This is a genomic window from Azospirillum sp. BE72 (assembly GCF_031455875.1).
GTDB lineage: Bacteria > Pseudomonadota > Alphaproteobacteria > Azospirillales > Azospirillaceae > Azospirillum.
The window spans coordinates 913,097-930,257 of sequence record NZ_JAVDTO010000001.1; the positions used below are offsets into that span (position 1 = coordinate 913,097).

Below are 17,161 nucleotides of genomic sequence, written 5' to 3' on the forward strand. Positions count from 1 at the left end.
CGGCATAGGACCTTGGGTAGGAAAGGGCGGTCCGGCATGGGACGGCATGGGAAATCGCCCCACAGTTATCCACCGGCTGTGGATTAGTCTGGGGAAAATGTGGATGTGGCCGTGGACATCCTGGGGATGGCCGCGGGAAAGCCCGGCAAACTGCGGGATGCGGGGAAGGAGGGGCGGCGCCCGCCCTGTGGATGACGCGGGAAAGCGCCCATGCCGTCCCACGCCGAACCATCCGATTGGGCGGCAGGGGGGCAAAAGGGTGCCGCCATGGGGGCGCATGGGATCACATGCCCCGGTCGGCCGCCCGAACTGGGATGGAATGGGCAGTGGTGTAGGAAAAGTGCCAGATGGCCTGTAAGCCGGGTTCTGTATCCCGCCCCGAAGGGCAGGCGATGGCCATTCGTCTGGGACGCCGGTTGCCCGGACGCCTCGCGCGACCAACCCGAGCGGCGGCGCGGAAACGCGCTTGACCCACGCCCGTCCCGTTGCGGGGACGGTGGTCGGGCCGCTCCTATTCGGTCTTGCTCCCGGTGGGGTTTACCGTGCCGTCCCCGTTGCCGGGTCCGCGGTGCGCTCTTACCGCACCCTTTCACCCTTACCTGCGTCGAAACGCTGGCGGTTTGCTTTCTGTGGCACTGTCCCTAGGGTCGCCCCCGCCGGCCGTTAACCGGCACCGTGTTTCCGTGGAGCCCGGACTTTCCTCCCCCGGTCGAAACCGAAGGCGGCCATCCGGCCATCTGGCGCGGTCGTTCATATAGGGAAGCGGCCGTGGGGGCAAATCCCAAATCAAGCGGCGGTTCAATCGATCAGAGGAACCGCGCGTGCCGTCACCGCCCCGTCCGCCGCAGCAGCGCGCGCAGGCGCCGCACCGTCTCGGCGTTCGGGGTGCCGGTCAGGCAGTCGGGGTGGAAATGGCGCTGGAAGGCCAGCAGCGCCCGCGGTTCGGCCGGGTCGTAGCCATAGCGTCCCAGCAGCCCGGCGACCTCGGCATCGGTGAAGGGGCCGCCGTCGGCCTGGGACGGCGTGGGCCAGATCCCGACTCCGTGGGTGGCGAGGCCTGGCCAGTCGAACAGTTCGCCCGGATCCTCCTTGCGGGCGGGCGCCACGTCGCTGTGGCCCAGCACGTCGGCGGGAGCGATGGCGTGGCGCTCCATGATGCCGTGGCAAAGCTCCGCCACCGCCGCCATCTGCACCGGCGGGAAGGGGCGATAGCCGAACTCGTGGCCGGGATTGACGATCTCGACGCCGATGGAGCGGCTGTTGACGTCCTCCGCCCCGCGCCAGCTCGACCGGCCGGCATGCCAGGCGCGCCGGTCCTCGGGCACATGGGCGTAGACGGTGCCGTCCTCGTCCACCGTGTAATGGGCGCTGACCTGGGCCGCCGGATCGCACAGCCGGTCCAGCGCATGGGTGGCGGTCGGCATGCCGGTGTAGTGCAGGATCAACAACTCCACCTGCGCACCATCGGCCCGAGGGCCATGGTTGGGGGAGGGGCGGTCGATCCGGCGGAAGGCGCTCATGTCGGATTCGTGACCGTCTCGTTGACCGCCTTCGCTCCGCGCCGGACGATCACCGCGACGCCGCCGATGGTCAGCAGCCCGCCGATGGCGAGGTTGATCGTCAGCGGATCCCCCATCAGCAGCGCGCCCGATGCGACGCCGAAGATCGGCACCGTCAGCAGATAGGGCATGGTCTGGTTGACGGAGTAGCGGCCGAGCAGCGGATACCACAGCCCATAGGCGATGATGGTGACGGCGACCGCCATGTAGACGATCGATGCCCACCCCACCCAGGTGGAATTGGCGAGCGCCTCCATCTGGCCATGCTCCAGCAGCAGCGACAGGACCAGCAACTGCGGCATGGCGAACAGCGCCATCCAGCCGTTGACGGCGAAGCCGTTCACCGCGCCGATCAGCTTCATCTGCACGCTGGCCACCGCAAAGGCGAAGCTCGCGGCCAGGATCAGCAGCAGCGAATAGAGCGATTCACCCAGCCGCGGCTCGCCTGCGATCACCGCCACGCCAGCGAAGGCGGCGGCCATGCCGATGCCGCGGCGCCAGCCCAGCTTGTCCTTGAACACCACAGCCGCCAGCAGCGAGGAGAAGGGCACCTGCGCCTGTGCCGCCAGCGAGGCGGTGGCGGCGTCGATCCCCTGCAGCCCGGTGAACATCATCGGGAAATGGATGCTGCCGAGCGTCACCGACAGCAGCGCGATCTTCCACAGCTTGTCCCGCGGCATGCGGAAGAAGGGGGTGATCAGCACCGCCACCAGGGCGAAGCGCAGGAACATGACGAACAGCGGCGGGAATTCCGCCAGCGCCCATTTCGCCACGACGAAGTTCAGCCCCCACAGCGCCATCACCACCAGCGCCTGGAGCGTGTGGGCGAAACTCATGCCCGCCCGCCTTCCAGCTCCTCGCGCATCGCCTCCAGCTCCAGCCAGCGCTCCTCCGCCGCGGCGAGGGCGGCCTGCTTGGCGTGCAGCTGTTCGCTGGTCTTCTGGAATTTGGCGGGATCGCGGGTGAACAGGTCGGGGTCGGCCAGCGCCTTCTCCAGCTTGGCGATCTCCGCCCCCAGCCCATCCATGCGGGCCGGCAGCTCGTCCAACTCGCGCTGGTCCTTGTAGCTCAGCTTGCCGCGCGGCTTGGCGGCGGCGGCCGGCGCCGCGGCGGCGGGTTTCGGCTTGGCGGCGGCAGCTGGGGCCAGCTTGGCCGGGCGCTGCACCAGATAGTCGGAATAGCCGCCGGCATATTCGGTGGCGGTGCCGTCGCCCTCCAGCGCGATGGTGGCGGTCACCAGCCTGTCGAGGAAATCACGGTCGTGGCTGACCAGCAGCAGCGTGCCCTGATAGTCGCCCAGCACGTCCTCCAGCAGGTCCAGCGTGTCCATGTCGAGGTCGTTGGTCGGCTCGTCGAGGATCATCATGTTGCTGGGCTTTGCGAACAGCCGGGCCAGCAGCAGCCGGTTGCGCTCGCCGCCCGACAGCGCCTTCACCGGGCTGTCCAGCTGCCGGGTGTCGAACAGGAAGTCCTTGATATAGCCGGCGACATGGCGCGACACGCCGTTGACCATCACCGCGTCGCCGCCGAACGGGCACAGCACCTTGCGGATGGTGTCCTCCGGATCCAGGCCCTCGCGCCGCTGGTCGAAATAGGCGGTGTCCAGGTTGGTCCCCAGCTTCACCGTGCCCTCGTCGGGATCGAGCTGGCCGGTCAGCATCTTCAGCAGGGTGGACTTGCCGGCGCCGTTCGGCCCGATCAGGCCCACCCGGTCGCCGCGCAGGATGCGGGTGGAAAAGTTCTTCACGATGGTCTTGCGGCCATCGGGCGTGTCGAAGCCCTTGGAGATGCCGGTCGCCTCGATCACCAGCCGGCCGCCGCGCTCGGCCTCGGCGATGGCGAGCTTGGCCTGCTGGCCGCCCTTGATCTGCTCCGCGCGCCCGGCGCGCAGGTCCAGCAGGTTGCGCACGCGCCCCATGTTGCGGGTGCGCCGGGCGGAGATGCCCTCGCGCAGCCACTTCATCTCGCTTTCGATCTTGCGGTCCAGCTTGTGGGCCGCGGCCTCCTCCGACTCGAACACCTCGGCCTGCCAGGTCTCGAACTCGGCGAAGCCGCGGTCGGTGGCGCGCACCGTGCCGCGGTCGAGCCACAGCGTGCGCTTGGCGAGCCGGTTCAGGAAGGCACGGTCGTGGCTGATCAGCAGCAATCCGCCACGGAAGGACAGCAGTTCCTCCTCCAGCCACTCGATGGTGGGGAGGTCGAGGTGGTTGGTCGGCTCGTCCAGCAGCATGACGTCGGGGTTGCCGACCAGCGTGCGGGCCAGCGCCGTGCGGCGCGACTCGCCGCCCGACAGGGTGCGGGGGTCGAGGCTGCCGTCCACCTGCAGCCGGTCCAGCACGGCGTCGACCCGGTGGGCCTCGTCCTGCTCGTCGGCGGGCAGGCCCTGCACGACATAGTCGTGGACGGTGGCGCAGCCGGTGAAGTCCGGTTCCTGCGGCAGATAGGCGAGGCGGGCGCCCGGCTGGACGAAGACGGTGCCGCCGTCGGGGTGGATCATCCCGGCCAGCACCTTCATCAGCGTCGACTTGCCCGACCCGTTGCGGCCGACCAGGCAGGCGCGGTCGCCGCGGGCGATGGACAGGTCGATGCCGTCGAACAGCGGACGGCCGCCGAAGGTGACGGTGACGCCCTGGAGCGCCGTGATGGGTGCGGGAGGAGCCATGGACCGTTCGTGCGCCGGAAAATCGAGGGAAGGGGATGGGTTATAACGCGCCATCCCCCTCCACCGCGACCCGGAAAAACGGTTGGGCGGGTTGCGTCCTGCGGAGCCGGGCTCCCCTCAGCCCGCCGCCGGAACCGGTCCGGTCGGCGTCGCCACCTGCTGCTCCTGCATCTTGAAGCCGAAATAGGTGCCGTTGCTGATGCCGGTCAGGGCCAGCAGGTTGGCCGACAGCTCCGGCATGCCCAGCGTGCGGGTGACCTCGTAGAGGAAGGTGATGCCCAGCACCATGGTCCAGGCCAGCAGTTGCAGGCGGTGGATGTTGTAGCCGGCGGCATCGCTCAGCAGGTCGGCCAGCCATCCCTGCGTCGGCGGATAGACCTCTTTCAGGCTCGCGGCCATCGTCGCCTGATCGGGCGGGTTGGCCGCGGCGGCGGCGATGTAGGCGGCGGCATGCTGCTGGCGCCGCGTCTCGTCGTCGCCCGGCCGGCGGTCTTGGAAGGCCGCGAGCACGGAGGTGCCGCCGACGATTCCCATCAGCGCCATGGTGCCGGTGGTGACGGTGTCCATCGATCCGGTGATGGTCAGGATGGCGACGTAGGAGGCGGTGACGATCCCGCTCCACCACAGAAGCTGGAAGCGGGCGAGGCTGTAGGGCGCCCGGTAATCGGCTGGCATCGGCACGCGGGAAATGGGGGTGATCGAATCCATGCGGCCGAAATGGCGGAAGAAGGCGAACAGGAACCCCGCCGCCACAAGCGCGAACCACAGGCCGGCCAGCCCGAGGTCGCGGTCGCTCGCCCCCTGGATGGCGACCAGCTTCGGTGCGGTGCTCATGCCGCCGGTGGCCGGACCGAAGGCGATCGGCAGGGTCTTGGTGCGGGAAAGGCTGAAGAAGCCGCTGAAGGCGGTTTGCCATGCCGCCCGCCGCTGTGCCGCGTCGTCACCGTTGCCGGCGATGGAGGTGGAGGCGGTGCCCACCAGCTCCCCCTTGGCGGAGCAGCCGAAGCTGGCGCGGGCGCCCGGAATGGTCTGGCCGTTGGCGACCAGGACCAGCCCTTGCGCGTTGAGCGCCGCGGCTTGCGTCGGGCAATCGGCGCCGGACGGCGGAGCCCCCAGATTCAGCGTCAGCGGCTGACCCAGCACCACCGGGCTGTCGATGGATGCGGTCTGCGCCTGGGCGGCGCAGAGCGTACCTGCCGCCAATGCCGTTCCTAAAGCCGCAGCGAAGATCGTCCGGATGATCGTGCGTTGCATCGTCGTGTCGTTCCCAAATCCTGCGGGCAACCGGTCGCCCGCCCCATCGGGGACGATACGTCAAAAAACGGGATAAAGCCCACGGTAAAGCAATTTAAAATCCAGTCACATCGTGACGAATCGCGACACGCTAGAGCAGGGCGGCGCTTCCTTCCCGCTCGCGCCGGATGCGGTCATAGGCGGCGTTGACGAGCGCGAGCTTCTGCGTCGCCAGATCCACGAACTCCTGCGGCATGCCTTGGGCGATCAGCCGGTCGGGGTGGTGTTCGCGCACAAGCGCACGGTGGGCGGCCTTGACCGCGTCGTCGCCGGCGGTTCGCGCCACGCCCAGCACAGCGTAGGGGTCCGAGTCGGTCGGGCCGCCGGCCATATGGTGCCCGGCGACGATGCGGCGGAATTCGGCCTCGTCGAAGCCGAAGATCACGGCGATGGCGTGCAGATACTCCACCTCCGTCTCGTGCAACTCGTCGTCGGCCTCGGCGATCATCAACAGGCTGTCGAGCAGTTCCTCCAGCACCGCGTGCCTGTCCTCGAACAGGTTGGCGATCTGGCGGGCATACTCTTCGAAGCCATGGGTGTCGCGGCGGGCGAGGTCGAAGACGTGGCCGACATTGGCCAACTCGTCGGCCGGGACGCGGAACAGCCGCTTGAAGGTGTCGACCTCCACCCGTTTCACCACGCCATCGGCCCGCGCCATCTTCGCCGCGAGGGCGATCACGCCGATGGTGAAGGCGACGGTCTGCTTGGCCTCCTCGGCCTCCGCATCGGTCATGGCCCTGCGCTGGTCGCCGGGGCCGCAGGGCGACCACAGGTCCACCGCCTGCCCGGCAAGCCCGCCCAGAAGGCTGCCCAACGGCCCGCCGCTGAACAGGCTGGCCGCGCTGCCAAGGATCCTGCCCCAAATGCTCATGCTCCGCCTTCCGCGTTCCGCTCGTCCGTCATCCTGTCGGCCGGCAGCATAGCCGCCGTACGGTTATCGGCCAACTGTGGCGCGGCTGCAACAGGCCAGCATTGTTCGCATTGCGAATTTCTAATAAGCGCTTGCCATTCCCCTCCAGGACGCCATGTTGCACTGCAATAAAGGGCGCCGCAGAGAGCGCCGGTTTCGATAACGACGGTGTCCGCCAAGTGCTTGTCACGAGCGTGCGGTGCCGGGGTCTGGGGAAAAACGTTCTGCACGAATGCGTTTTCGGATTTCGAGAACCGTGAGCAGAGCCATGCCTGTCATCCGCAAGATCATGCCGACCGAACTCCCGCAGTACCGGGCGCATCTCCTCCGCCTGGACAATGCCGACCGCTATGCCCGCTTCACCGGCACGCTGTCGGACGAGGCTGTGGAGCGGCACTGCGCATCCATCGACTGGGGCCGTACGGTGCTGCTGGGCGCGTTCGAGGACGGCGTTCTGCGTGGCGCGGTGGAGCTGTGCGGCGACCGCATCCTCTGGCCCGATCAGGCCGAATTCGGCATCAGCGTCGAATCGGTGCTTCAGGGCAAGGGCATCGGCAGCACGCTGGTCCGCCGCATCCTGACCGTCGCCCGCAACCGCGGCATCCGCCATGTCCACATGATGTGCCTGGCCAGCAATGTCCGGATGCGTGCCCTGGCCCGCCGCTTCGGCGGCCGGCTGGCGCTGGACGGCGGCGAGGTCGCGGCTCTGTTCGAACTGCCGCCGCCCAACCAGTTCTCCCTCGCCCTCGAAGCGCTGGAGGACGGCAGCGGCGCCTTCAACAGCATCCTGGCCGGCAACGCCATCCTGGCCCGCCTGCCCGGCACCCGGCCGGAGCGGCTCGCCGCCTGACCAAAGGTGTGCTTCATCGGTGATCCTGTGTTCTTTCCGCCGCGGCCGCCCGTCTTGATGGCTGCCCTGATGGGCGTGGGGCACGCTGGCGGTTGAAATTCGCTGCCGGATCGCGAAACTCCGGCCCACGCGCGGTGCGGTTGCCGCGCAGGGATTCGGCGGGTGCGACGACGATGGCTGAGAATCAAGGCGCGGCGATGGGCGGGACGGCGGCGGTCAAGCCCGCCCAATGGCAGTTCTGGATCGATCGCGGCGGCACCTTCACCGACATCGTCGGCCGCCGCCCGGATGGGTCGGTCGTCACCCACAAGCTGCTGTCGGAGAATCCGGAGCGCTATGCCGACGCCGCCGTCCAGGGCATCCGCGAGCTGCTGGGCCTGAAGCCCGGACAGCCGATCCCGCCGGATACGGTGGAGGTGGTGAAGATGGGCACCACCGTCGCCACCAACGCCCTGCTGGAACGCAAGGGCGAGCCGACCGTTCTGCTGATCACCGAAGGGCTGGGCGACCAGCTGCGCATCGGCCATCAGGCCCGGCCGAAGATCTTCGCCCGCCGCATCGATCTGCCCGACCAGCTCTATTCCCATGTGGTGGAGGTGCCGGAACGGGTGATGGCCGACGGCCGCGTGCTGAAGCCGGTCGATCTGCACGCCGTCCGCCGCGGGCTGGAGGAGGCCTACCGCCAGGGTTTCCGCGCCGCCGCCATCGCGCTGATGCACGGCTACCGCTATCCGGAGCATGAGCGGCAGGTCGCCTCGCTTGCCCGCGCCGTCGGCTTCACCCAGGTCTCGGTCAGCCATCTGGTCAGCCCGCTGATGAAGCTGGTCGGCCGTGGCGACACGACGGTGGCCGACGCCTATCTCTCTCCGGTGCTGCGCCGCTATGTCGACCGGGTCGCCAACGACCTCAGCGTCGATGGCATGCCGGTGCCGCTGATGTTCATGCAGTCGAACGGCGGCCTGACCGACGCCCGCCGCTTCCAGGGCAAGGACGCCATCCTGTCGGGGCCGGCCGGCGGCGTCGTCGGGGCGGTGCGCACCGCCGGGATGGCCGGCTTCGACCGGGTCATCGGCTTCGACATGGGCGGCACCTCCACCGACGTGTCGCATTATGCCGGGGAGTATGAGCGCGCCTTCGACGCGGTGGTGGCCGGCGTGCGCGTGCGGGCGCCGATGATGCACATCCACACCGTGGCGGCCGGCGGCGGTTCGCTCTGCGTCTTCGACGGCACCCGCTTCCGCGTCGGGCCGGACAGCGCCGGCGCCAATCCCGGCCCGGCCTGCTACCGTCGAGGCGGCCCGCTGACCGTCACCGACTGCAACGTGATGGTCGGCAAGATCCAGCCGCGCTTCTTCCCGCAGGTCTTCGGCCCCAACGGCGACCAGCCGCTGGATGCCGAGGTGGTCAAGGCCCGCTTCACCGAACTGGCCGCCACCGTCAACGCCAAGCTCGGCACGACGATGACCCCGCAGGAGGTCGCCGAAGGCTTCCTGCGCATCGCCGTCGACAACATGGCCAACGCCATCAAGAAGATATCGGTGGAGCGCGGCTATGACGTCACCGGCTACACGCTGAACGGCTTCGGCGGGGCGGCGGGCCAGCATGTCTGCGCCGTCGCCGACGCGCTGGGCATGACGCGGGTGTTCCTGCACCCGCAGGCCGGCGTGCTGTCCGCCTACGGGATCGGTCTGGCCGACACCGTCGCCATCCGCGAGCGCGCGGTCGAGGGCCCGTTGAGCGATCCCGTGGTCGACCGGCTGACCATGCTGTTCACCGATCTGGAGACCGAGGGGCGGGCGGAGCTGGCCCGTCAGGGCGTTGCCGCCGACCGGCAGGCGATCAACCGCCGCGTCCACCTGAAGGCCGCCGGCTCCGACACCACGCTGACGGTCGCCTTCGGGTCGAAGGTGGCGATGACCAAGGCGTTCGAGGAGGCGCACCGCCGCCGCTACGGCTTCCTCACCCCCGGCACCGCGCTGGAGGTCGAATCCGTGACGCTGGAGGCCGTCGGCCTGACCGATGTGCTGGAGGATCCCGAGCTTCCCGCCACCACCGCGGTGCTGCCGCGCCGGCTCGCCACCGTCGCCATCCATAGCGGCGGCCAGCGCCGCGAGGCGCCGCTCTACGACCGCCGCCAGCTTCAGCCCGGCAACCGCGTCGTCGGCCCGGCCATTCTGGCCGAAGCGGTCTCCACCACCGTGGTCGAGCCCGGCTGGATGGCGGAAGTCACCCGCAAGAACCATCTGGTGCTGACCCGACTGGAGCCGGCGACCCAGCGTCAGGCAGCCGGCATCAAGGGGGCTGCGAAGGTCGATCCGGTGATGCTGGAGGTCTTCAACAACCTGTTCATGTCCATCGCCGAGCGGATGGGCGTGACGCTGGAGAAGACCGCCCGCTCGGTGAATATCAAGGAGCGGCTGGATTTCTCCTGCGCCCTGTTCGACCGCGACGGCGGGCTGATCGCCAACGCTCCGCACATGCCGGTGCATCTGGGCTCGATGGGCGAGAGCGTGCGCGCGGTCATCGAACGGCGCGGCGGGACCTTCACCGCGGGCGAGAGCTTCGCGCTGAACGACCCCTATCATGGGGGCACGCATCTGCCGGACATCACCGTCGTCTCGCCGGTGTTCGACGAGGCGGGCAAGGAGTTGCTGTTCTTCGTCGCCTCGCGCGGGCATCACGCCGACGTCGGCGGCATCACCCCCGGCTCCATGCCGCCGGACAGCAAGACCATCGCCGACGAGGGCGTGCTGCTGGACTGCGTGCCGCTGGTGGAGAACGGCCGGTTCCGCGAGGAGGCCATGCTGGAGCTTCTGCGCTCCGGTCCGCACCCCGCGCGCAACCCGGCGCAGAACATCGGTGACCTGAAGGCGCAGGTCGCCGCGAACGAGCAGGGCACCCGCGAACTGCACCGCGTCGTCCGCCTGCACGGCCTGTCCACCGTCATCGCCTATATGCGCCACGTCCAGGACAATGCGGAGGAGCAGGTCCGCCGCGCCATCGGCGTGCTGAGCGACGGCGATTTCGCGGTGACGCTGGACAACGGGGCGGTGATCAAGCTGCGGGTTTCCATCGACCATGCCGCGCGCTCGGCGATCGTCGATTTCTCAGGCACCAGCACGCAGCTGACCAACAACTTCAACGCCCCCTCGGCGGTCTGCCGGGCGGCGGTGCTCTATGTCTTCCGCTGTCTGGTGGACGACGAGATCCCGATGAACGAGGGCTGCCTGCGTCCCATCGAGATCGTCATCCCGCCGGGGTCCATGCTGTCGCCCAACCCGCCCGCCGCGGTGGTCGCCGGCAATGTGGAGACCAGCCAGTGCATCGTCGATGCGCTGTTCGGCGCGCTCGGGGTGATTGCGTCGGCGCAAGGGACGATGAACAACACCACCTTCGGCAACGAGCGGCACCAGTATTACGAGACGGTCTGCGGCGGGTCCGGCGCCGGAAACGGCTTCGACGGCACCGACGCGGTGCAGACCCACATGACCAACTCCCGCCTGACGGATCCGGAGGTGCTGGAATGGCGCTTCCCGGTGCTGGTGGAGGGCTTCCGCATCCGCCGCGGCTCCGGCGGGGCAGGGCGCTGGCGCGGCGGCGACGGCGTGATCCGCCGCCTGCGCTTCCTGGAGCCGATGACCGCCGCCATCCTTGCCAACCACCGCAAGATCGCCCCCTTCGGCCTGAAGGGCGGTGCCGACGGCGCGCTCGGCCGGACCTGGGTCCAGCGCACCGACGGCAGCGTGCAGGAACTGGCATCCCAGGACAGCACGGCGATGCGGCCGGGCGACGCCCTGGTGGTGGAGACGCCCGGCGGGGGTGGGTTCGGGGCTGTGGGGTGAGGGGGCGTTTGCCCCCACCCCAACCCTCCCCCGCTGGGCGGGGGAGGGGGTAAGTGCTTGTTCGGAAAGGTAGCGGCAGTCCCTCCCGCGCCCAGCGGGGGAGGTTAGGTGGGGGTATAACGCCCCGCACCCTCACTCAGCCCGATGCGGCGCCACGATGCCGAAGCGGTGCATCTGCCGATGGATGGTCGATCGGTCGACCCCCAGCGCCCGCGCCGTCGCCGACACGTTCCAATGGTGGCGCCGCAGCGTCTCGCGCAGCCGCGCGGCGGGATCCTCTTCCGCCACCACCGTTTCCGTCGCCTCCGCCGGCCAGGCCTGGAACAGGCCGCTGTGCTGAACCGGCTCCGGAATGTCGGCGAGGTCGATCAGCCCGCCGTCGCTGACCGCGCAGGCATAGTCCAGCGCATTCACCAGCTCCCGCACATTGCCCGGCCAACTGTGGCCCCGCAGTGCCGCCAGCGCCGCCGGGGCCAGGCGGTAGCCGACGCCGTCGCGCTCCGCCCGCTCGGCCAGCAGCCGTTCGATCAGCCAGTCCAGGTCGCCGCGCTGCCGCAGCGGCGGCACGGTGAACACCGCCCCGTTGAGACGAAAGTACAAGTCGTCGCGGAAGCGGCCGGCCTTGACCAGCTCGACCAGATCGCGGTGGGTCGCTCCGATGACGCGGACGTCGACAGACACCGCCTTGGTCCGACCGATCGGCGTCACCTCTCGTTCCGCCAGCACGCGCAGAAGGCGGGTCTGCGACGACAGCGGCATGTCGCCGATCTCGTCCAGGAACAGGGTGCCGCCGTCGGCCTCCAGGATCAGCCCCTTCTTGCCGCGCGCCGTCGCCCCGGTGAAGGAGCCGGGCTCGTAGCCGAACAGTTCGCTCTCGATCAGGTTTTCCGGCAAGGCGGCGCAGTTGACGGCGACGAAGGGCTTGTTGCGGCGGACGCTGGACTTGTGCAGCGCCTTGGCCAGATGCTCCTTGCCCGTGCCGGTCTCGCCATGGATCAGCAGGCTCATGCGCGTGTTGACCAGCTTCGCCGCCCGCGTCAGCACCGCCTTCAGCGCCGGGTCGCCGCCGGACACCACGCGCAGCGGCTCCGGCAATGGGTCGTTCCCGTGATCGTGGGGATGGTTGCGGGGCAGGGACACCGCCGGCGGCGGCATCGCCTGGGCGAACAGCGGCAGTCCGGTGCGGCGCAGGCGCAGCGTGCGCTGCTCGGTCGGGAGCGCGCGGACGAAGCGGACCAGATCGTCCACCTCGCAGTCGAACAGTTCGGCGAAGGAGCGGCCGAGCGGCGACACGCCGTCCTCTGCCAGCAGGTCATGGGCCTTGTGGTTGAAGCCGATCACCCGTCCCCCGCCGTCCAGCGCGAGGACGAAGTCGGGATCGACCTCCGCGAATTCCTGCGACGCCGACAGCTTCACCACCCAGTCGCGGCGGAAGTTGTTGTAGAGGTTGGCGGTTTCGATCTTGTGGACATAGGCCTTGACCATCTGCAGCGCCAGATACTGGCTGATTTTCGGTTCCGGCGAATGCAGGGCGGAGATGTCGAGGACTGCTGCCAGCTCTCCCCCGCTGTCGAAGACGGGGGCGGCGGTGCAGGTCAGCGGAATGTGGGTGGCGTCGAAATGGTCGGTCTGGTGCACGGTCAGCGCCTGGGCCGTGGCGATGCAGGTGCCGACGGCGCAGGTGCCGGCATGCCCCTCGTTCCAGTCGGAGCCCAGATACAGCCCGGCCCGGCGCAGATGGTTGTCGAAGGTCGGGTCGCCGATGAAGTCCACCGTGACGCCGTTGCTGTCGGTCAGCAGCAGGACATAGCCCATGCCGGCGACCTGCCGGTACAGCGCCTCCAACCCGAAGCGGGCCATGCGCAGGAATTCGTCCATTGCGTCGCGGTGCTCGCGCAGCCGTTCCTGCGGCAGGATGTGGGCCTCGCGCCCAATGGTGGGGTCCAGCTTGTGGTCGGCGACGCAGCGGCGCCAGGAGCTTTCGATGATCGCATCGCGGGCTGACGGCACACCGGCGGAGACACGGACGAGTTCATCGATGTGGGCCGCGCGCGCGCTGTCCATGGTCGTGCCTCCCGCAATATCGTCCGCTTGTCCCGCGAACAGATTTGAATGAAACATTAGCAACCGGGCGACCCGGTAGGCAACATGTGCAAAAGCATCAGACAGGCCCACCGGCCGACCGCGGACAGGTCTCCGCCATACCTGCGTATGACCCCGGCTTTTCGTTATCGTTCTGCGACATGACGTTAAGGACATTTGCACAAGTCGGGTCTCATGCTCCATAAACGGGCATGGATCGCCGGGAGCTTTCGATTTGCGGATTCTGATCGTCGACGATTCACCGCGTCACCTCACCATGATGGTGTATGAGCTGACGAAGCTGGGCTACGCGACCAGCGTGGTCGAGACCGGCGCCGCCGCCATCGAGGCGGTGGCGAACGAGCGCTTCGACGTGGTGATGGCCGACATCCGCCTTGCCGACATGACGGGGATCGAGCTGTGCTGGCACCTGCGCACCGCCCAGGGGCTGCGTCACCTCTATCTGATCCTGATGATCCCCGGCAGCATGACCGACCAGTTCCATGAACTGGTGGAGGCCGGTGCCGACGAGTTCCTGCGCAAGCCGCTGGATTGGAAATGGACGGCGGCGCGCCTGCTGGCCGCTTCGCGCGTCGTGGCGATGCAGCGCGACCTGGAGCGGCTGGCCACCACCGACGCCCTGACCGGTGCCCTGAACCGCCGCCGCTTCCTGGAACGGGGGGATGAGGAGTTCGGCCGCTCGCGGCGCTACGAACGTCCGCTGTCGGTGGTGATGCTGGACATCGACCATTTCAAGCGGGTCAACGACACCCACGGCCATGCCACCGGCGACGAGGCGATCCGCAGCACCGTGCGCGCCTGCAAGGAGAGTTTGCGAACCAGCGACATCATCGGCCGCCTGGGCGGCGAGGAATTCGCCGTGGTGATGCCCGAAACCCCGCCGGTCAATGCCTACGCCGTCGCCCAGCGCCTGCGCCAGGCCGTCGCCGCCATGCCCGTGCGGCTGGAGGCCGGCGGCGAGATGACAGTGACGGTCAGCCTGGGCCTGAGCTGGCTGAATGCGACCGACACCGGCATCGAACCCCTGCTGGCCCGCGCCGACGCCGCCCTCTACCGCGCCAAACACGCCGGCCGTAACCGCGTGGAGGTGGAACCGCGGATCGCGCTGCCGAAGTCGATGATGGGGTAGGGGAGGCCGCAGTCGGCGTTCCGCATTGGTCGAACTGCAATCGACGGCGCGTCAACCCGATGATGCGCAAAGAAAAACCCCCTGACTTCCGTCTGGAAATCAGGGGGTTTTCCTATGATGGTAGCAGCGGAGGGATTTGAACCCCCGACCAAGGGATTATGATTCCCCTGCTCTACCACTGAGCTACGCTGCCATCGTGTTCGCCGTTGTTGGCGTTTCCGCCGCCGTTGGCTACCATCGTGTCCCGTCGTTGCCGCCGGGAGCCGCTATATAGGATAGGGCGACTTGGCCTGTCAACGCGGAATTTTCAGGGGGTGCGATTTTTTTCGGCTGGCTGGCGGAAAGTCGCTTAACCCCCTGATTCAAGCCGCCGTTTCACTCACCTCCGCCCCCGCGTCCACACCACCGGCGGTGCCGGAAATCCAGCCGCCGCCCAGCACGCGGTCGCCCTGGTAGACGACGCAGGCCTGACCGGGGGCGATGCCGTGCTGGGCGTCCAGCAGTTCGACGCGCGCGCTGCCGTCCGGTCCGGCGCGCCACAGGGCAGGGGCTGCCGGCTGGGCGGAACGCAGCTTCACCGACACCTCGATCCCCGCACCGTCGGCGAGATCGGGACCCAGCCAGTTCACGTCGCGCACCATCACCAGCGAGCGGGCGAGGTCGCGGCGGGGACCGACCACGACGCGGCGGCGGGCCGGCTCCAGGCGGACGACGTAGAGCGCCTCCTCCTCCTGGCCGCGGATGCCGCCGATGCCCAGCCCCTTGCGCTGGCCGACCGTGTAGTGGACGACGCCCTTGTGGCGGCCCAGCACGCGGCCGTCGACATGGACGATGTCGCCGGGCTCGACCGATCCGGGGCGCAGCTTCGCCACCACCTCGGCATAATTGCCGTTGGGCACGAAGCAGATGTCCTGGCTGTCCGGCTTGGCGGCGACCTCCAGCCCATGGCGCTCGGCCAGCGCGCGGGTCTCCGGCTTGGTCAGGCCGCCCAGCGGAAAGCGCAGGAACTCCAGCTGCTCGCGCGTGGTGGCGAACAGGAAATAGCTCTGGTCCTTGGTGGGATCGACGGCGCGGTGCAATTCGGCGCCCTGCGGGCCGGCGATGCGGCGGACGTAATGGCCGGTGGCGAGCGCGTCGGCGCCAAGGTCGCGGGCGGTGTTCAGCAGGTCGCGGAACTTGACGCGCTGGTTGCAGCGCACGCAGGGGATCGGCGTCTCGCCGCGCAGATAGCTGTCGGCGAAATCGTCCATCACGTCCTGGCTGAAGCGGCCCTCGTAATCCAGGACGTAATGCGGGATGCCGATGCGGTCGGCGACCTGACGGGCGTCGTAGATGTCCTGGCCGGCGCAGCAGGCGCCCGGCTTCTGCAAGGCGAGGCCGTGGTCGTAAAGCTGCAGCGTGATACCGACGACGTCATAGCCCTCCTCCCGCAGCACGGCGGCGGTGACGGAGGAATCCACCCCGCCGGACATCGCGACGACGACGCGGGTGTCCTGGGGGCGCTTTGAAAGACCGAGGGAGTTCATGGCGCCCTATATGGTACGGGCAGGCGCCCGGAAAAGTAGGAAATCGGAACAGAGGACGGGCAGGGGAAAGAGGCCGCCGGGTCTTGCGTCGCGTGACGCCGTCTCCGGCGGCCGGAACAGGGCTCCCCCGCGCCGTTACTTCATCGCGTTGTTGCTGCCGCCCGGCAGACGGACGACCAGGCCGTCCAACTCTTCGGTCATGATGATCTGGCAGCCGAGGCGCGAGGTCTTGGTCAGGCCGAAGGCGAGGTCCAGCATGTCCTCCTCGTCCTCCTGCGCGTCCGGCAGGACGTCGAACCATTCCGGCTCGATCACGACATGGCAGGTCGAGCAGGCCAGCGAGCCCTCGCAGGCGCCTTCCAGGTCCAGGCTGTTCTTGTGCGCGATTTCCAGCACGGACAAGCCGAGCGGGGCGTCCACCTCGCGGCGGCTGCCATCGGGCTCGATGAAGGTCATCTTGGGCATGGGGTCCTCGTTCTTCTAAGGTTGCCTAGCGATTGAAAGGGCGGGTTTTGGTAACGGGTTGGCCGGATCAGGGCCGTGGCGGCGTCCGGGCGGCACGGCGGTCGCGGACGTCGGCGGCCAGCGCCTCCAGCCGTTCCAGCCGGGCCAGGATGCGGGCGGCGCCGTCGAAGGCCGGCGGGCTGTCCAGGCCGGACGCCGTCTGCGCCTTGCGGAAGGCGGGGGCGAGATACTTGATGCAGGCCTCGATCCGCTGGCCGAGGTCCAGGCCGATGCGGTCCAACTCCAGCGCGTCGTCGGCACGGGTCAGCCGGGCGGCAAGGTCGGCGATCTCCTCATCCCCATTTTCGGCCCCATTTTCGGCCCCATCGTCCACGGCCGGCATGCCGCCCAGCAGGGACAGCAGCGTCCGGGCGCGGCGGATGGGGTCGCGCAGCACCTCGTACGCCTCGCGCAGGGCGTCGACCTGGGCCTTGGCGTTGGCCTGCTGGCGCGGGCCGCGGGCGGCGAAGCGTTCCGGGTCCATAGCGCGGGTGAAGCCGGCATGCTGCTTCGACAACTGCTCCAGATCGATGTCGAAGCGCCGTTCCAGCCCCAGCCGGGTGAAGGGGTCGAGGGCGCGCGGCGGCTGCGCCGCACCGCAGGCGTGGCAGAACAGGGCACGCGGCGCAACCGAGCGGCCGCAGGCGCCGCAGGGCTCCAGATCGCCGGCGATTGCGCCGGAAATTCCGCCGCTGTTGTTGCCGGGCGGGCCGGATTTGGAACGGGTCATGCGCGCTGTCCGTCAAAACGCCGAAAGGCTCGGCCGATAGGATGGTGTACCCG

At 68.8% G+C, this 17,161-nt stretch carries 12 protein-coding genes, 1 tRNA gene and 1 other RNA gene; 3 read left to right on the forward strand and 11 right to left on the reverse strand.

Features of this window, described 5'->3' with window-relative positions; translation table 11 throughout:
- Nucleotides 1-339: 339 nt before the first annotated feature.
- The 6 genes from rnpB to J2Y49_RS04525 form a co-directional block, all read right to left on the reverse strand.
- An RNA gene (gene rnpB, locus J2Y49_RS04500) (RNase P RNA component class A) lies at nucleotides 340-741 on the reverse strand.
- A gap of 86 nt (nucleotides 742-827) precedes the next feature.
- Nucleotides 828-1,520 carry an N-acetylmuramoyl-L-alanine amidase gene (locus J2Y49_RS04505; RefSeq protein ID WP_310112732.1) on the reverse strand — a complete coding sequence of 231 codons (693 nt, stop codon included), beginning with the start codon at nucleotides 1,518-1,520 and terminating at the stop codon, nucleotides 828-830.
- Nucleotides 1,517-2,395 (reverse strand): EamA family transporter, encoded by an 879-nt coding sequence (locus J2Y49_RS04510; protein WP_310112734.1) that lies wholly within the window; start codon nucleotides 2,393-2,395, stop codon nucleotides 1,517-1,519. Before J2Y49_RS04510 ends, J2Y49_RS04505 begins: the two co-directional genes overlap by 4 nt.
- Nucleotides 2,392-4,221 carry an ATP-binding cassette domain-containing protein gene (locus J2Y49_RS04515; protein WP_310112736.1) on the reverse strand — a complete coding sequence of 610 codons (1,830 nt, stop codon included), beginning with the start codon at nucleotides 4,219-4,221 and terminating at the stop codon, nucleotides 2,392-2,394. Before J2Y49_RS04515 ends, J2Y49_RS04510 begins: the two co-directional genes overlap by 4 nt.
- A 117-nt stretch (nucleotides 4,222-4,338) precedes the next feature.
- A complete protein-coding gene (locus J2Y49_RS04520) occupies nucleotides 4,339-5,475 on the reverse strand; it encodes a hypothetical protein (protein WP_310112738.1) in 1,137 nt (378 codons plus the stop codon).
- Between the two features lie 130 nt (nucleotides 5,476-5,605).
- Nucleotides 5,606-6,385, reverse strand: a complete 780-nt coding sequence (locus J2Y49_RS04525) for a TerB family tellurite resistance protein (RefSeq protein WP_310112740.1) — start codon at nucleotides 6,383-6,385, stop codon at nucleotides 5,606-5,608.
- 307 nt (nucleotides 6,386-6,692) lie between these two features.
- Here J2Y49_RS04525 and J2Y49_RS04530 point away from each other — a divergent pair, with 307 nt between their 5' ends.
- Nucleotides 6,693-7,274, forward strand: a complete 582-nt coding sequence (locus J2Y49_RS04530; RefSeq protein ID WP_310112742.1) for a GNAT family N-acetyltransferase — start codon at nucleotides 6,693-6,695, stop codon at nucleotides 7,272-7,274.
- Between the two features lie 173 nt (nucleotides 7,275-7,447).
- Complete coding sequence (locus J2Y49_RS04535) at nucleotides 7,448-11,116, forward strand: hydantoinase B/oxoprolinase family protein (protein WP_310112743.1); 3,669 nt, start codon at nucleotides 7,448-7,450, stop codon at nucleotides 11,114-11,116.
- A gap of 132 nt (nucleotides 11,117-11,248) precedes the next feature.
- Here J2Y49_RS04535 and J2Y49_RS04540 read toward each other — a convergent pair whose 3' ends face one another.
- Nucleotides 11,249-13,180, reverse strand: coding sequence for a sigma-54-dependent Fis family transcriptional regulator (locus tag J2Y49_RS04540; RefSeq protein ID WP_310112745.1), 1,932 nt, complete (start codon nucleotides 13,178-13,180; stop codon nucleotides 11,249-11,251).
- Between the two features lie 253 nt (nucleotides 13,181-13,433).
- On the opposite strand from J2Y49_RS04540, the gene J2Y49_RS04545 reads away from it, so the two are divergent.
- A complete protein-coding gene (locus tag J2Y49_RS04545; RefSeq protein WP_310112746.1) occupies nucleotides 13,434-14,348 on the forward strand; it encodes a diguanylate cyclase in 915 nt (304 codons plus the stop codon).
- Nucleotides 14,349-14,466: 118 nt separating this feature from the next.
- On the opposite strand, the gene J2Y49_RS04550 is transcribed toward J2Y49_RS04545, so the two are convergent.
- From J2Y49_RS04550 to J2Y49_RS04565, 4 genes are all read right to left on the reverse strand, one after another.
- Nucleotides 14,467-14,541, reverse strand: a tRNA-Met gene (locus tag J2Y49_RS04550).
- A gap of 169 nt (nucleotides 14,542-14,710) precedes the next feature.
- Nucleotides 14,711-15,874 carry a tRNA 2-thiouridine(34) synthase MnmA gene (mnmA, locus tag J2Y49_RS04555; RefSeq protein ID WP_310112748.1) on the reverse strand — a complete coding sequence of 388 codons (1,164 nt, stop codon included), beginning with the start codon at nucleotides 15,872-15,874 and terminating at the stop codon, nucleotides 14,711-14,713.
- A 135-nt stretch (nucleotides 15,875-16,009) separates the two neighbouring features.
- On the reverse strand, nucleotides 16,010-16,339 hold the full coding sequence (locus tag J2Y49_RS04560; protein WP_194913406.1) for a ferredoxin family 2Fe-2S iron-sulfur cluster binding protein: 330 nt from the start codon (nucleotides 16,337-16,339) through the stop codon (nucleotides 16,010-16,012).
- Between the two features lie 67 nt (nucleotides 16,340-16,406).
- Entirely contained in the window at nucleotides 16,407-17,108 is a 702-nt protein-coding gene (locus J2Y49_RS04565; RefSeq protein ID WP_310112750.1) for a molecular chaperone DnaJ, read from the reverse strand.
- Nucleotides 17,109-17,161: the final 53 nt, after the last annotated feature.

Coding starts and splice junctions, on each gene's coding strand:
- mnmA (WP_310112748.1), bottom strand. CDS start 15,874: ATGAACTCCCTCGGTCTTTCAAAGCGCCCCCAGGACACCCGCGTCGTC.
- J2Y49_RS04530 (WP_310112742.1), top strand. CDS start 6,693: ATGCCTGTCATCCGCAAGATCATGCCGACCGAACTCCCGCAGTACCGG.
- J2Y49_RS04505 (WP_310112732.1), bottom strand. CDS start 1,520: ATGAGCGCCTTCCGCCGGATCGACCGCCCCTCCCCCAACCATGGCCCT.
- J2Y49_RS04510 (WP_310112734.1), bottom strand. CDS start 2,395: ATGAGTTTCGCCCACACGCTCCAGGCGCTGGTGGTGATGGCGCTGTGG.
- J2Y49_RS04535 (WP_310112743.1), top strand. CDS start 7,448: ATGGCTGAGAATCAAGGCGCGGCGATGGGCGGGACGGCGGCGGTCAAG.
- J2Y49_RS04515 (WP_310112736.1), bottom strand. CDS start 4,221: ATGGCTCCTCCCGCACCCATCACGGCGCTCCAGGGCGTCACCGTCACC.
- J2Y49_RS04520 (WP_310112738.1), bottom strand. CDS start 5,475: ATGCAACGCACGATCATCCGGACGATCTTCGCTGCGGCTTTAGGAACG.
- J2Y49_RS04540 (WP_310112745.1), bottom strand. CDS start 13,180: ATGGACAGCGCGCGCGCGGCCCACATCGATGAACTCGTCCGTGTCTCC.
- J2Y49_RS04565 (WP_310112750.1), bottom strand. CDS start 17,108: ATGACCCGTTCCAAATCCGGCCCGCCCGGCAACAACAGCGGCGGAATT.
- J2Y49_RS04525 (WP_310112740.1), bottom strand. CDS start 6,385: ATGAGCATTTGGGGCAGGATCCTTGGCAGCGCGGCCAGCCTGTTCAGC.
- J2Y49_RS04560 (WP_194913406.1), bottom strand. CDS start 16,339: ATGCCCAAGATGACCTTCATCGAGCCCGATGGCAGCCGCCGCGAGGTG.